13 protein-coding genes and 1 pseudogene are annotated in these 14,391 nt (G+C 70.9%); 8 read left to right on the top strand and 6 right to left on the bottom strand.

The genetic code is table 11. From position 1 onward, the window contains the following. Positions 1–74 precede the first annotated feature (74 nt). A complete protein-coding gene (locus SACE_RS13030; RefSeq protein WP_011873788.1) occupies positions 75–1,634 on the top strand; it encodes a phosphodiester glycosidase family protein in 1,560 nt (519 codons plus the stop codon). A gap of 257 nt (positions 1,635–1,891) precedes the next feature. Here SACE_RS13030 and SACE_RS13035 read toward each other — a convergent pair whose 3' ends face one another. Further along, entirely contained in the window at positions 1,892–3,307 is a 1,416-nt protein-coding gene (locus SACE_RS13035) for an aminotransferase-like domain-containing protein (RefSeq protein WP_011873789.1), read from the bottom strand. A gap of 37 nt (positions 3,308–3,344) precedes the next feature. On the opposite strand from SACE_RS13035, the gene SACE_RS13040 reads away from it, so the two are divergent. Both SACE_RS13040 and SACE_RS13045 read left to right on the top strand, forming a co-directional pair. Further along, on the top strand, positions 3,345–3,890 hold the full coding sequence (locus SACE_RS13040) for an EamA family transporter (protein ID WP_173401307.1): 546 nt from the start codon (positions 3,345–3,347) through the stop codon (positions 3,888–3,890). Next, entirely contained in the window at positions 3,859–4,101 is a 243-nt protein-coding gene (locus SACE_RS13045) for an NAD(P)H-dependent oxidoreductase (RefSeq protein ID WP_009947650.1), read from the top strand. Before SACE_RS13040 ends, SACE_RS13045 begins: the two co-directional genes overlap by 32 nt. 109 nt (positions 4,102–4,210) lie before the next feature. On the opposite strand, the gene SACE_RS13050 is transcribed toward SACE_RS13045, so the two are convergent. Together SACE_RS13050 and SACE_RS13055 are read right to left on the bottom strand one after the other, a co-directional pair. Next, positions 4,211–5,482: an MFS transporter gene (locus SACE_RS13050; RefSeq protein ID WP_009947649.1), complete on the bottom strand. Its 1,272-nt coding sequence runs from the start codon at positions 5,480–5,482 to the stop codon at positions 4,211–4,213. Next, positions 5,475–6,671, bottom strand: a complete 1,197-nt coding sequence (locus tag SACE_RS13055; RefSeq protein ID WP_011873790.1) for a M20 metallopeptidase family protein — start codon at positions 6,669–6,671, stop codon at positions 5,475–5,477. Before SACE_RS13055 ends, SACE_RS13050 begins: the two co-directional genes overlap by 8 nt. Positions 6,672–6,791: 120 nt before the next feature. On the opposite strand from SACE_RS13055, the gene SACE_RS13060 reads away from it, so the two are divergent. After that, the gene (locus SACE_RS13060; protein ID WP_009947647.1) at positions 6,792–7,808 is read left to right on the top strand and encodes an Lrp/AsnC family transcriptional regulator; all 1,017 of its coding nucleotides are present in this window, start codon (positions 6,792–6,794) and stop codon (positions 7,806–7,808) included. Between the two features lie 138 nt (positions 7,809–7,946). On the opposite strand, the gene SACE_RS13065 is transcribed toward SACE_RS13060, so the two are convergent. Continuing rightward, the gene (locus SACE_RS13065) at positions 7,947–8,267 is read right to left on the bottom strand and encodes a PucR family transcriptional regulator (RefSeq protein WP_009947646.1); all 321 of its coding nucleotides are present in this window, start codon (positions 8,265–8,267) and stop codon (positions 7,947–7,949) included. 32 nt (positions 8,268–8,299) lie between these two features. On the opposite strand from SACE_RS13065, the gene SACE_RS37595 reads away from it, so the two are divergent. Both SACE_RS37595 and SACE_RS40110 read left to right on the top strand, forming a co-directional pair. Further along, positions 8,300–8,560 (top strand): FAD-dependent oxidoreductase, encoded by a 261-nt coding sequence (locus tag SACE_RS37595; protein WP_231850057.1) that lies wholly within the window; start codon positions 8,300–8,302, stop codon positions 8,558–8,560. Positions 8,561–8,637: 77 nt separating this feature from the next. Continuing rightward, positions 8,638–8,970 (top strand): annotated as a pseudogene (locus SACE_RS40110) (FAD-dependent oxidoreductase); the annotation flags it as partial. Between the two features lie 147 nt (positions 8,971–9,117). Here SACE_RS40110 and SACE_RS13070 read toward each other — a convergent pair. Then, complete coding sequence (locus SACE_RS13070) at positions 9,118–9,888, bottom strand: GOLPH3/VPS74 family protein (RefSeq protein ID WP_197537737.1); 771 nt, start codon at positions 9,886–9,888, stop codon at positions 9,118–9,120. Positions 9,889–10,004: 116 nt separating this feature from the next. Further along, entirely contained in the window at positions 10,005–11,354 is a 1,350-nt protein-coding gene (locus SACE_RS13075; protein ID WP_009947642.1) for a salicylate synthase, read from the bottom strand. Positions 11,355–11,687: 333 nt separating this feature from the next. On the opposite strand from SACE_RS13075, the gene entS reads away from it, so the two are divergent. Together entS and SACE_RS13085 are read left to right on the top strand one after the other, a co-directional pair. Further along, entirely contained in the window at positions 11,688–12,968 is a 1,281-nt protein-coding gene (gene entS, locus SACE_RS13080; RefSeq protein WP_029621721.1) for an enterobactin transporter EntS, read from the top strand. 287 nt (positions 12,969–13,255) lie between these two features. After that, positions 13,256–14,200, top strand: coding sequence for a methionyl-tRNA formyltransferase (locus SACE_RS13085; RefSeq protein WP_009947639.1), 945 nt, complete (start codon positions 13,256–13,258; stop codon positions 14,198–14,200). The last annotated feature ends 191 nt before the right edge of the window (positions 14,201–14,391 follow it).

Below are 14,391 nucleotides of genomic sequence, written 5' to 3' on the forward strand. Positions count from 1 at the left end.
TGATCCAGCGCGGCGACGCGTGTGAGTCGTCCTCGGCCGGTGCGCTGGCTCGCGAAGGACGAAGGGAGAACTCGATGTTCAGACCTGTTGGGCGACCGGCAGTGGCGGGGCTGCTCGCGGTGGCCCTGGCCGGGACCTTTCCCGGCGCCGGTGCTGCCGGCGCGGCCGATCCGGACCCGATCCGGGACTGGCCACGCACCGAGGTCGCACCTGGGGTGACCCTGTACCAGGGCGAGACGCGCGGTCGGCCCGGCGCCGATTTCTGGACCGCGACCGTTCGGTTCGCCGCCGCGGACGGTCCGCAGCATCTGGCCGGCGAGGCCGATGCGCAGGCCCTGGCGGGCAAGCTGCGCGCCGGCGGGTTCGAGCCGCGGGTGGAGCGCGTCGACTGGCCGGCGGGCGTCGATGCCGCCCCCGGTGCGGTCGGGTGGCGGGTCCGCACAGGCTCGTTCGGTGGTCGCGACGAGGCGGCGGCTCTGGAGCGGAGTCTGGATGAGGCCGGCTTCGACGCCCTCGTCGAGTGGACCGGCGCGGATGCCGCGCCGGGGACGGGCATCGCCCGGACCAGTGTCGTGATCCTCGATCCGAATGCGTTCAGAGGGGAGCTGGCCGCCGGCTACGGAACGGCGGTCGCCGGGCGCGAGAAGCTCACCGAGATGTCCGCGCGGCGAGATGCCCTCTTCGGCGTCAACGCGGGCTTTTTCGTGATGGAGGACAAGGACGGGATTCCCGGGGCTTCCGCGGGTATCGCCGCCTACGACGGTGAGCTGCAAAGTGCGGCGACCAACGGCCGCATCGCGCTCGTCCTCCGGGGTGACGGAATGCGTCCTCAGCTGGCGAAGCTGTCGACCGAGATCACCGCCTCCGCCCGCGGGCAGCAGCGGCTCGTTGACGGGGTCAACCGCGTCCCCGGCAAGATCCGCAACTGCGGCGGAGTCGACGGCGACACCCCGACCGAACGGCCGCAGCACGACGTGACCTGCACGGATCCGGACGAACTCGTGCTGTTCACCGACGAGCTGGGCGCCCCCACGCCGACCGGCGACGGGGTGGAGGCGGTTCGCGACCGGACCGGGCGGGTGCTCGAGGTGCGGCCGGCAGGCGGTCCGGTTCCCGCCGGCGGCACTGTCGTGCAGGGACTCGGCCAGGCGGCCGAATGGCTGGTCGCCCACGCGCGGGCCGGTGAGCCGCTGTGGGTAGACCAGCAGATCCGCGAGGAGAGTGGGGCACCGCTGCGGCTGGGGCCGAGCGACGACATCGTCAACGGCGGGCCGGAACTCGTTCGCGACGGCCAGGTCCGGATCAACCTCCAGGAGGACGGGATCATCCATGACGCCCCGTCGTTCGCCTACACCTGGGGGCTCAAGCGCAACCCGCGCAGTGTCATCGGTGTTGATGCGCAGGGCCGGGTCATCCTGGCCACCACCGAGGGGCGGATGCCGGGCTTCAGCGACGGGTGGGGCTTGCCGGAGGCCGCGGAGTTCGTCCGCGCGTTGGGTGCTGTCGACGCGATGGCGCTTGACGGTGGAGGCTCGGCTGGGATGGTCGTCGACGACCGCGTGGTGACCACGCCCTCCGATGCCACCGGTGAGCGCGCCATCGGCGACGCGTTGTTCCTGCTGCCTCGCCGTTGAGCTCACCGAGGGCGGGGATGCGGATCGACGCCGAGGGGACCGTGTCACCGCCACCGCGCTTGGTCTTTTCTTCTTGCGAAGTCTGCCGCCGCCCCGGTCGCTGCCGGGGTGGCGGCACACCGCACCACTCCTCGGAAGGCATCATCCCGGCTGGGAGGCGGCGGGGATGATGCCATCGCGGTGTCCTGTTGACGTAGACAGAACACGACAACGGCGGTCGTCTCTTGTTGCGCAGCGTCGGCGTTGTCCAGCCGGTGTCACGAGCGGCTGTTGCGTGCGAGTGCCCGGCCGATCGTGCGGGCCCCGTCGGGGAAGGCGCCGGGGTTCGGGCCGGAGTAGTTGAGCCGGAGGTAGTGTCCGGTCGGCTCGGCGGGGAACCACTCGTCGCCGGGGGCGATGACGACTCCGTCGGCTTCGCAGTTTTGGACGAGCTTCGCCACGTCGGTGGTGTCCGGCAGTCGCACCCACAGGTTCAGCCCGCCCTGGGGCACCGCTTCCAGGTGCGCGGTGGGGATGTGGTCTCTGATGGCTTCGGCGAGCAGGTCCCGACGTGCGGCCAGCTGCTGGCGGAGGTTGCGCAGATGGGTGCGCCACGCGGGCTGGGTGACGACGTCGAGCGCGACGGCCTGGAGCGTGCCGCTGACGTACATGGACACGGACTGGGCATCGGCGAGGATGCGTTCGCGCGCGGGACCGCGGGCGACGATTCCGGCGATGCGCACGGCCGGGGACACGCTCTTGGTCAGCGAGCGCAGGTACACGACGTGTCCGGCGTCGTCGCGGGCGGCGAGAGGTGCGGGGTCGGCTGTGATCCCGAAGTCGTGCGCCCAGTCGTCCTCGATGAGGAAAGCCCTGTGCCGGCGCACGTTTTCCAGCACCTGGTCGGCCAGCTCCGGTGTCCACCGAGCGCCGGTGGGGTTGGCGAAGTTCGGTTGGGCGTAGAGAGCGCGGGCCCCGGTGCGCTCGAACGCGCGGGCCAGCTCGTCCGGGTCCGGTCCGCGGATGCCGCTGGGCACGGGCACGACTTGCGCGCCCGCCTGTGCGGCGGCGAGGATCGCGCCCCAGTAGGTCGGCGACTCCACCAGCAGCGGCCGGCCCGCGCCGACCAGTGCGCGGAAGGCCGTGCTGAGCCCGCTCTGGCTGCCGGGCAGCACGATCGCGTCGCTCGGCGCCGGCGGCGCGACCCCGGCCGGCACGGCCGTGCCCAGTTCGGTCGTGAACCACGCCTGGAGCTCCGGAATCCCCGCAGCAGGGGGCCTGCTGATGGCTGCACCGCTGCGGGCGGCGCGTGTGAACGCGGCTCGCACCAGTCGTTCGGGCAGCAGCTCCCGCTCCGGATAGCCCGAGTGCAGCGCGATCACGTCGTTGGGCGCGGTGCGCAACGCGGTGGGCAGTTGCGGGGTGCGGTTCTTCGGCGACCCGAGTGCGGCGGTCTGCCATCCGTAGTCGTTCGGGCGGGCGACCCGCACCGCGCGCACGAAGGTGCCCACTCCGGGGCGGCTCTCCACTACGCCCTGGGAGGTCAACGTCCGCAACGCCTTCTGCACCGTGACCGGGCTCGCCCCGTACTGCGCCACCAGTGCCCGCGTCGACGGCAGCTTCGTACCCGGCGGAGCCCCCGCGAGCCACGCGCGAAGACCGGCGACGATCTTGGAGCTGCTATCGTTTGACATGACGCAGAACAGTAGCGCTACTCTCCCCGTCAGCCCAGTGCTATCCCCTTCCCGTGCGGGTCTCGGGTGGGGGCTGCTCGGAGTGGCGGCGTTCTCCTTCACCGTCCCGTTCACCCGCGTCGCCGTCGCGAGCGGTGGGATGTCGCCGCTGTTCATCGGTTCCGCCCGTGCGGTCGTCGCCGCGGTGCTCGCTGCCGCGGCCCTGGCGATCACGAAGCAGCGCCTGTCCCGCGGCATCCAGTGGGGACGAGCGGCGATCGTCGCCGGGGGTGTGGTCGTGGGCTTCCCCGTGCTGACGTCCTTCGCGCTCACCACCGCACCTGCCGGTCACAGCGCCGTCGTGATCGCCCTCCTGCCCGCCGCGACCGCGGCTGTGGCCGTGCTCCGCGGGCACGAACGGCCCCCGACGTCGTTCTGGGCCATGGCGGCCGTGGGCGCGGTCGCCGCCGTCGCGTTCGCCGCGTTGCAGGGCGGTGGGCTCAGCGGACTGCACTGGTCGGACCTGTTGCTGTTCGGCGCCGTCGTCGCGGCCGCGGGCCGGGAAGCGAGCAATGCTGCTGTTCACGACCGGCGGGTCCAGTGAGTCGTTCCGGCCGGGTGGCGCCTTCGGATCGCTGAGCGACTTCCTGTTTCACATTCACCGCGGCATGCTCGAGTTCGTCGGCTTCGAGGTACTGGACCCCGTGGTCACCTATGGGCCGGCTCGCATGACCGACCAGGAAAGGGCAACGGCGCTGCACGCCGTCAGAGAGTCGGTCGCGCTCATCGTGGCGGATTCGAAGCTTTCCGTGTGACCCGACGCCGACGACAGCCACACGTGCCCCGGACAGCAGCCAGGCCGCTGCGAGGAACGGCTTGCACACCAAGGAAGAACGCGGTCGCCCGAAGGGTGCCCGGCCCGGTTCAGTCGAGCCGGCGCCCGCGCGTTTCGGGCAACGTCGTCACGATCACGGCCGAGACGAGCAGCAGTGCCGCGATGTAGCCGGTGAACCACGCGGCTCCGAACGACTGCCCGACCCAGGTCTGCAGGTACGGTGCCGTGCCGCCGAACGTCGCGACGGCCACGGCGTAGGGGATGCCGACCCCGACCGTGCGGATGCGGGTCGGGAACATCTCGCAGTACACCGCGGGGGCGATGGCCGCGCTCGCGGCGATCAGCACCATCGCGACCGACATCGCCGCGAACAGGCGCACCGGGCTGCTGCCGATCATGCCGTCGAGCGGGAAGATGGCCAAGGCCATCCCGCCGGCGCTGATGAGCATCACCGGTTTGCGACCGATCCGGTCGGCCAGCGCGCCCCACAGCGGCAGGACTGCGATGAACACCACGTTGGCCAGCAGCCCGGCCCACAGCGCGCCGGTCGGGTCCACGCCGCGTGCGCTGATCGCGTACTGCGGAGCGGAGACCGCCCAGGCGTAGTAGCTGACCGTCAGGCCGACCGTCATGCCGATCACCTGCAGCGCCTGGCGGCGGTGCCGTACGATCGCGGCCCACATCGGTTCCGGGTCGGTGCGCGCGGTGCGGAACGCCTCCGTCTCGCTCATCCGCTGACGCATCACCAGCGCGTAGAGACCGAGGATCCCGCCGAGCACGAACGGGATCCGCCATCCCCAGCTGTTCATCTGCGGCTCGCTCAGCACCGTCGTGAGCACCGCACCGACCCCGGTGCCCGCGATGGTTCCCAGCGTTCCGGAGAAGTACATGAGGCTGGCCCACAGGCCGCGGCGGCGAGCCGGGGCCATCTCCGAGATGTAGGTCTGCGCCGACGGCATCTCGCCGCCGTGGGCCAGGCCCTGCACCAGGCGTGCGGTCAGCAGGATCAGCGACGCCCCGGCGCCGACGGCGGCGTAGGTGGGCGACAGCCCGATCGCCAGGCTGCCCACCGCGGCGCCGCCCACCGACAGCGTCATCGCCATCCGCCGCCCCCGGCGGTCGGCGAGCAACCCGAACAGCCAAGCGCCGATCGGCCGCGCCAGGAACCCGACCGCGAACACGGCCAGGGTCGACAGGATGGCCGAGAACGGGTCGGCGGCGTTGAAGAACTGCTGCGCGAAGAACGGGGCGAACACCGCGTAGATGCCCCAGTCGTACCACTCGAGGGCGTTGCCGACGCCGGTGCCGAGCAGGGTTCGGGACCTGCTCGCCGGCTTGGCGGCGAGCGTGCTCTCAGCCATGGGCCGCTCCTGTCCGGGCGAGGGCGAGCTCGGCGTAGAGGGTGGCGCCGTCGGCGAGCACCGCGTCGTCGTAGCGCACGAGCGGCGAGTGGTTGAACGCCGCCCGCGCCGGGTCGACCCCGGCGGGCACCGCTCCGAGGCAGACGAAGCTGCCGGGCACCGCGTCGAGCACCCGCGAGAAGTCCTCCGAACCCGTCAGCGGATCGGCCAGCGTCGCGTGCCGCTCCGGGCCGAAGACCGCCTCGACGGTCCGCGCCGCGAACGCGGTCTCGTCGGCGTCGGTGACGGTGGGCGGGTAGCCCGGCACGTAGTCGACGTCCACTTCGACCCGGTGCGCGGCGGCGATTCCCCGCAGCAGCCGGGGCGCGGACTCCATCACCCGTTCCCGCGCGAGCGGCGAGAACGTGCGCACGGTGGCCTCGAACGTGGCCAGGTCGGGGATGACGTTGTTGGCGGTGCCGGCGTGCAGCGAGCCGACCGAGATCACCACCGGGTCGAAGATGTCGAACTGGCGGGTCACCATCGTCTGCAGCGAGGTGACCATCTCGCTGACGGCGGTCACCGGGTCGCACGCGCTGTGCGGCGCCGAACCGTGACCGCCCGCGCCGCGCACCGTCACCTCCAGCGCGTCGGCCGCCGAGAGCATCGGTCCGGTCCGGGTCATGAACCGGCCGTGCGGGATCTGCGCCGACATGACGTGCATCCCGAAGGCGGCGTCGACCTTGCGCCCGGCGGCGTGCAGGACGCCCTCGTCGAGCATCACCCCGGCGCCGTCGCAGCCCTCCTCGCCGGGCTGGAACATGAACACCACGTCGCCGCCGAGCCGCTCCCGGTGCTGGGACAGCAGCCGCGCGGCGCCGACGAGCATGGTCGTGTGCAGGTCGTGCCCGCAGGCGTGCATGGTGTCCGGCACGCGCGAGGAGTAGTCCAGTCCGGTCTTCTCCCGCACCGGCAGCGCGTCCATGTCGGCGCGCAGCAGGACGGTCGGACCGTCGCCGCCGCGCAGCACACCGGTCACCGACGTCGTGCGCGTGCCGGTCGTCAGCTCCAGCGGCAGCCCGTCGAGCTCGGCCAGGACCCGCTCCTGGGTGCGGGGCAGTTCCAGACCGACCTCGGGCTCCGCGTGCAGGGCGTGGCGCAGCGCGGCCAGGTCGCCCTGCATCGCCCGCGCGTCCTCGTGCACCGACATCGACACCTCCGTGTGATCTGGGCCATCGGCCGTTGATTGACAGGGAGTGTGGGATCGTGGGCGGATTCGCGGCGCAGATCGCAGGATTCGCGCATCCAGACCCGCTGCAGGAGGTGATTCGTGAATTCTCGGATCGACGAGCAGGACCTGGCGCTGCTGCACGCGCTGCAGATCGCACCGCGGGCGAGCTGGGCGGAGGCCGCTCGCGTGCTCGGCACCACCGCGACCACCCTGGCCACCCGCTGGGAGCGGCTGCGCTCCGGCGGGCTGGCGTGGGTCACCGCCCACCCCGGCCGCCAGCTGCACTCGGTCACCGTAGCCTTCGTCGACGTGGACGTGGTGCCCGCCGAACGGGAGGCCGTGATCGGATGGCTGGTGCGCGACCCGCGCGCGGTGACCGTCGAGGAGGTCGCCTCCGGCCGGGACCTGACCGTGACCGCGATGGTCGCCGGGCACGACGAGCTGTCCAGGTTCGTGCTCGACGACCTGCCCGCGGTGCCCGGCGTCCAGCGGGTGCGCATGCGCGTGGCGACCGGGATCCACTTCGAGGCCAGCCGGTGGCGGCTGGACGCGATCGACCGCGAGCAGCAGGCCGCACTGCCCGCGCCGCGGGCCGGCGCCACGGCGGCTCCGCTGCCGGCCGCCTACTGGCCCCTGGCGGAAGCGCTGGCCTACGACGGCCGCCGCAGCGCGGCGGTCCTGGCGCGGATCACCGGCCGCAAGCCCGCCACCGTGCGGCGTCAGGTGGCCCGGCTGCTGGCCTCGGACCTGCTGTCGTTCCGCTGCGAGATCGCCCAGGTCCGGTCCCGCTGGCCGCTGGCGTGCGCCTGGTTCGGCCGCGTTCCGCCGCAGGAGGCCGACCGGACCGTGCGGTCGCTGACCACCCTGCCGGAGCTGCGCCTGTGCGCGTCCCTGGCAGGCGACACCAACTTCATGTTCGTGGTCTGGGCGCACTCGACAACCGACATGGTGCGGCTGGAGCGGCTGCTGGCCGACAAGCTGCCGTGGCTCACCCTGACCGAGAGCATGATCATGCTGCGGACCCGCAAGCGGATGGGGTGGCTGCTGGGGGAGGACGGGCGGGCGACCGGCGAGGTCGTGGTGCCCAGCCCCGCCCTCAGCCTCCGCGGGGACTGATGGGCCGGCCGCGGGTGCGTGGCGCCAGGCGGTCGGCGATTGTTGGTCGCTGCGAGGAGGCGCAGGCGCGCTTGCGCGAGGCCGAGGCGATCGATCGCCCGAACCGGACACCGGACATCGGTGCCAACGGTCGCGGCCTCAGTCGCCCTGCGAGATTCTGCGAGCGAGCAAGGCCATCCAGAACATCGCGATGTCAGCGGAACGCTGCGGGCTCCGTCCGGTCAAGCTTTCGATGCGGCGCAGCCGGTAGCCGAGGGTCTGTTTGTGGACATGCAGGCGTTGCGCTGCGGCGGCCCAGCTCCGGTCGCAGTCCAGGAAGGTCTCGAGCGTGCCGACCAGGTCGGTTCCGTTGTCGCGGTCGTGGTCGATCAGCGGGCCCAGGACGCTGCGCGACGCGAACTCGGCGTCCAGGAGTGTGCGTGGCAGGAACAGGGGAGCGCTGACGCTGTAGTCCGACACACCACCTGTGGGCGGGGCCGCCTGCAGCGCCCATTGAGCTTGGCGCGCGGCGCGGGGAGGTTGGCGGCGGCAACCAGCGCGTCGCCACTGGTCTCGCGGAGCGGCTCGGCTCCCGGGTCCGGCTCAACGAGACCGTACGGGCGATCGACCCCACCCCTGGTGGTGTGGTGGTCCGCACCGACGACGCCGAGACCACCTTCACCGCCGTCGTGGTCGCGCTACCGCTGGGCGTCGTGACGCGCGTAGTGCGGACATCAGGCTTCCCACCACGGATGCGCGGCGCCGCGCATTGACCAACGTCGTCAGCGGGTATGCCGCAAAGCTCCACCTCCCGCTCATCGCCGCGCGCGAGACCAGTGCGGTCCTGTCGGTGCCGGGACGGTTCTGGAACTGGACCGCTCGGCGGAGCGGCGGGTCGGTGGCACCGGTGCTCAACGGGTTCATCGGATCGCTCCCGGCGATCGACCGGCTCGGTGTGCGCGACTCGCCCGCGGCATGGGTTCGGGCAACGCAGGAGGTGCACCCCGATCTCGACTTCGCCGACGGCGAACCGCTGACGACGGTGTGGACCGACGATCCCTACGCCCGCGGCGCCTACTCAGCGCACGCACCGGCGTTCAGCCAGGCCGACGCCGACGCGCTCGAAGCTCCGATCGGTGCGGTGCACTTCGCGGGGGAGTACTGCGAGCCGGAGTTCACCGGTCTGATGGAGGGGCGCTGCGCAGTGGCGCACGAGCGGCCGCACGGGTGGCAGAGTCCGTCTTCGCCGGGCGCTGATCTCGATTTCGCACTCTCGGCCGTGGCGGCGCGGGCAGAGCGCCGCCACGGCCGGTTCCGAGCTGTGGGGAGATCAGCTGCCGCCGCTGACGACGACGACATTGGCGGTGGCTGCGTGCACCGACGCGATGGCCTTCTTCACGGCCGGGCCGGCGAAGTCGCCCTCCGCGACCTCCTTCGCGCGAGCCTTCAGCGCCGATTTGTCGCCCTCCACGATCTTGTGCACGGCGCGAATGGCGCTGAGCAGCACCACCAGCGACGAGATGTGGGGGTCCGCCTGCTCGCCGCGGAGCAGCACTGCGTTGAGCCGCTCGCGAATCCGGCCCTCGTGCTCGGTGTCGAGCGCGGGCCAGCTCTTGCGCGGGAACACACCGAGCACTTTGGACTTCTCGGTGGTGATCAGTCCACGTGTCGAAAGCTGCCCCAGCACCGCGACGCGCGTTCCTTTGACGAGCAGCTCGACAGCCCGCTTCGCGCTGACCGGCTTCTTCTCCAAGCGGCTGAGCCCGTCGTCCAGCACGGCATCCCCGGTGGCCGAGTCGTCCCGCACGAGCAGCCGACCTTCTTTGACGTCTTCGTCGTCAGCACCGGCCGGAGACACCCGACCGCTGTTCACGAGCTCCAGCAGAACCGCGCCCGCCAGCGCGTGGTCCAGCGACACGCTGTCGATGACGGGACGTCCGGACTCGTCGTCGAGCACTAGCAACATGAAATCTTCAGCGAGAGAAGGCACGCGGATGATCGTAATCGGCGTCGAGCAACGCGAGCCGGTCGGAGTCGAGCGGCTCCAGCGACCCCGCACGAAAGCCCGTTGACGAGGTTGGGCCCCCTCCGCGACGAACATCGACCGCCGGTGCGGGACGGACGTCGGTCGCCGCTGAACGACGGTCGTCGGCACGAGCGACGCCACCGTCCGGGCCGGCGGGCCGCGGGGGTGGCGTCGCGTGCGGCGGCGTCCTGCTAAGACGAGGAGCCTTGCGGAGGGACGAGATGCAGGGCGACGCTGCGCAGCTTCTCGCAGGTTTCCTCGAACTCCCGCTCCGGCTCGGACTGCCCGACGATTCCCGCTCCGGCGCGCAGCCAGGTGCGCCCGTCCTGCTGGAAGACGGTGCGGAGCACGAGCGCGGCGTCCATCGTTCCGGCGTGGTCCACGGTGAGGACAGCGCCGCTGTACAAGCCGCGTTCCTCCGGCTCGTAGCGGCGGATGCATTCGTACGCGGCCTTCTTCGGCACGCCGGACGCGGTGACGGCGGGGAAGAGGGCCGCGAGTGCCTGCCACGGTCCCTGGTGCTCGAGCAGCTGACCCGACACGGAGGACGCCAGGTGCTGGACGCTTCCGCGTTCCGACACCGTCATGAACGAATCGACCGTGACGTTGTCCTCGTCGCACAGCTCGACGAGCTCGTCGTATGCGACCTTGACCGAGATGGCGTGCTCGAAGATCTCCTTCGAGTTGTTCAGCAGGTCGGCACGCACTCGCTCGTCCTCTCCGGCCCTGCCGGTCAGGGCGCGTGTCCCGGCGAGCGGCTGCGTGGTGACCCGGCCGCCTGCCTCGTGGGTCATCACGATCTCCGGGCTGAACCCCGCTGCTCGGAGCCCACCCGCGTTGAGGAGGAACGAACGGGCGGGGGTGTTGCGGCGCCGGCCGACCACGTAGGTGCCCACCAGGTCGACGGGCTGGTCCACCGGAACCACCCGGGACAGGATCACCTTCTGCAGCAGGCCGTCGCGGATGTCGTCGACGGCGGAGGCGACCGCCTGGCCGTACTCCTCGAAGCCGCTGTCGCCGACCTCGATCGGCATGGGCTGGTATCCGGGTTCTTCGGGCGGGGAGCCGAGCAGCTCGACGGCCTTGTCCAGGAAGGCCTGTTCGGTGCTCCTGACGGTCGCCCGCCCTGTTTCCAGGACGACCTCGGTGTGCGGGACGACGAGGTGCAGCAGCGTGTGGTCCTCGCCGTCTTCGAGCAGCCCCGCGTGTGCGTAGGCCAGTTCGAAGCCGGCCCACCCATAGGCGCGCCATTGCGCGGCGGGAACGTCCTGGAGGAGTTCGCCGACCACGTCGAGCGGGCTGCCGATCCAGGATTCGCAGCGCCGCTCGCCGTCGGCCGTGTTCATCACCACAGTGGAAGTGTCCACAGTGATCTCGCAGAGCACGCCGATTCCCAGGCACCACTGGCCTTCTCGTTCGTAGAGCACGAACGTGTCCGACAGACCCGACTCCGCCAGCCTGGCGGCGGCGAGCAGTGGATCGGTCGACAGCGGGAGGGTGGTCTCGTCGTAGTTTCGGCGGGACACCGTCGGTGCGCCCATGAACGACCTCGCTTCGTAGGGCCAGAACGTGACCGGTTCGGTCGAAAGAACAAGGTGTACCAACGGCTATCGGTTGGAGTCGCGTGCGTACGCGACGAACACCCGTACTTTGGTAAAGCTAACCTAAGTCACCGTTTCGCGTGTCGTCAAGCGGCCGGCGTCTTGCGGTGGGTGGCGCGGCCCACGTCGGTGGGGCTTCGCGTCGTTCGCGCGAGCCCAGGCCTGTGTTCCGACGCGAGGCCGTCTCGTGCGGGCGTCGATGCCGCTCGATGCTTAGGTTAGCCTACCCGACGCTGAACACCGGTCGATCCGCCACTTGCCAGGGAGTGCACCGTGCGGTTGGGAGAAGTGGTCATCGACGTCGCGCCGTTGCGGGCCAGTCGTGGGTTCCGGCTCGTCGTTGGTGCGCAAGCGATTTCCATGCTGGGTACGCACCTGACGATGGTCGCCGTCAACCTGCAGGTCTACCAGCTCAGCGGGTCGTCGTTGCAGGTCGGCCTGGTCGGCTTCGTCTTCGGGGTGTCGCTGCTGGCCGGGCTGCTCGCGGGCGGGGTGCTCGCGGACCGGGTGGATCGCCGCAAGGTCGTCCTCGGTACCCGGGCCGCGGTGGTGGTGGTGTTCGCGGGGCTCGCGGTCAACGCCGCCGTTCCGCATCCCCAGCTCTGGTTCGTCTACGTGGCAGCGGTGTTCGCGGGGGCGATCAACGGGTTGGGCAGTCCCGCGCTCCTGGCGGTTGCTCCCGCGCTTGTGGGGCCTCGGCACCTTGCTGCCGCCGGAGCGTTGACCGCCCTGGCCACGCAGTTCGGTGCGATGGCAGGACCGGCGTTGGCGGGCGTGATCGCCGCGGGACCGGGTCTTGCGGTGTGTTTCGCCGTGGACGCCGGCTGTTTCCTGGTCAGCGTGCTGCTGCTGAGCTTCCTGCCTGCTCTTCCTCCGGTCGGCGAGGCCGGTGACCGCCACCCGCTGCGCTCGATCGCCGAGGGCGTCCGGTTCGTGGGAAGCAACCGGATCGTTATGGGATTGCTGCTCGTCGACGCCTGGGCGATGGTCTTCGCGATGCCCTACGCCCTGTTCCCCGAGCTGGGGGCCACCCACTTCGGTGGCGGACCGTCCACTGTGGGGTTGCTGTACACCGCTCCCGCCGTGGGTGCCTTCGCCGGTGCTCTGTCCAGCGGATGGGTGGGTCGGACCCCGCGTGCCGGAGCGGTGCTGATCGGCGCCGTCGTGCTGTGGGGAGCGGCGATCGCCTGCGTCGGCCTCGCCCCGTCGTTGTGGCTCGCGCTCGCCGCTCTGGCTGTGGCGGGCTTTGCCGACACGATCTCGGAGGTCGTGCGCAGGGCCCTGCTGCACAACTACACCCCGGATCACCTGCAGGGGAGGGTCAGCGGTCTCTGGCTGGCGCAGGGCACCACGGCGCCCAGCGTCGGGAACCTGACGACGGGTCTGTTCGCGCGGTTGGTGTCGGCGCCCGCAGCGCCCCTGGTGGGCGGCCTGGTCTGCGTGGTCGGCGTTGTGGCGATCGCGTTGGGGATGCCGGGGTTGCGCAAGGCGGACATCGGTGTCCGGGCGAGCGTCGACGGTGAACAGGCAGGCGCGACCGCTGGACAGGACTGAACCACCCGACCACGTCGGGATGCCGCAGCTCGCACGGTGTGACGAATCGTGCGTTCGCCAGCCGGATTCGCGCGTCACAGCCGGATTCGCGGGCGCCTCGAATTCGGCTGTAGTCCTGCGGTGACCGACCGTGCCCTGTGGGGCCTAGCCTGCCTTGCCGCCCCGGCGTTGATCCATCCGGTGTAACGGGAGTCGCACGATAGGCCCTGGCGAGATCTTGCAAGTTAGGCAAGCCTGCCTTTACTGTCTGCCCCCGACTGTCATCGCCAGCGCGAGGAGGACGCCCCATGCGGGTCGTGATGTTCGGCTACCAAACCCCGGGCTACCGAACCCTGGAAGCCCTGTTGGGTTCGCAGCACGAGGTGGTCCAGGTGGTGACGCACCCCAAGAGCGACCACGCCTACGAGAAGATCTGGGACGACTCCGTCGCCGACCTGGCGGAGAACAACGGTGTGCCCGTCCTGGTCCGCAACCGCCCGGATGACGAGTTGCCCAAGCAGCTCAAGGAAGTCGAGCCGGACATCATCGTGGCGACCAACTGGCGGACCTGGCTCCCGCCGGAGGTCTTCAACCTGCCGAGCAACGGCACCCTCAACGTGCACGACTCGTTGCTGCCCGCCTACGCGGGTTTCGCTCCGCTGATCTGGGCGCTGATCAACGGGGAGAAGCAGGTCGGGGTCACCGCGCACATCATGGACGAGGGCATCGACGCGGGCGACATCGTGTTGCAGCGGGCCGTGCCGGTGGGGGCGACCGACACCGCCACCGACCTGTTCAACAAGACGATCGGGTTGTACGGTCCGATCGCTCTGGAATCGCTCGACCTCATCGCGTCGGGGAGTGCCGAGTTCACCGAGCAGGACAGGTCGAAGGCCAGCTTCTTCCACAAGCGGTCCGTCGAGGACAGCCGGATCGACTGGACGTGGCCCGCGCAGGACGTCGCCAACCTCGTTCGCGCGCAGTCCGATCCCTATCCCAACGCGTTCACCTTCCACCGCGGCGAGCGCATCCGCGTCCTGGCCGCCTCGGTGTCGGAGAAAACCTACGGGGGGACGCCGGGGCGGATCTTCATCCCGGAAGGCGATGGCGTGGTGATCGTCGCGGGTGCTGATGCCCGACGCGGCCGCAACCGAGGCCTGGTGATCGAGCGCGTCCGCACCGACGACGGCACCGAGCTCGCCGCGGCGGACTACTTCACCAGCATGGGCGGCTACCTCTCCAGCCACCCGTGAGCCGCCTGCGGCGCCGCGCGGTCTACCGAGTTCCCACATCGCAGTGGGGGAAGAGTCTGTCTTCAGGGCGCCGCATCGGCGCCCGTCCGAGGTGACCGAGGTCCGCGCGGCCGCATCGGCTGATGCGCAGAAGCTTCGGCCGGAGCCGCATCGCCGCGGGCCGGCCCAGCGATCGAGGGCTGCGGTCAGCG

This window comes from Saccharopolyspora erythraea NRRL 2338, from assembly GCF_000062885.1.
Classification (GTDB): domain Bacteria; phylum Actinomycetota; class Actinomycetes; order Mycobacteriales; family Pseudonocardiaceae; genus Saccharopolyspora_D; species Saccharopolyspora_D erythraea.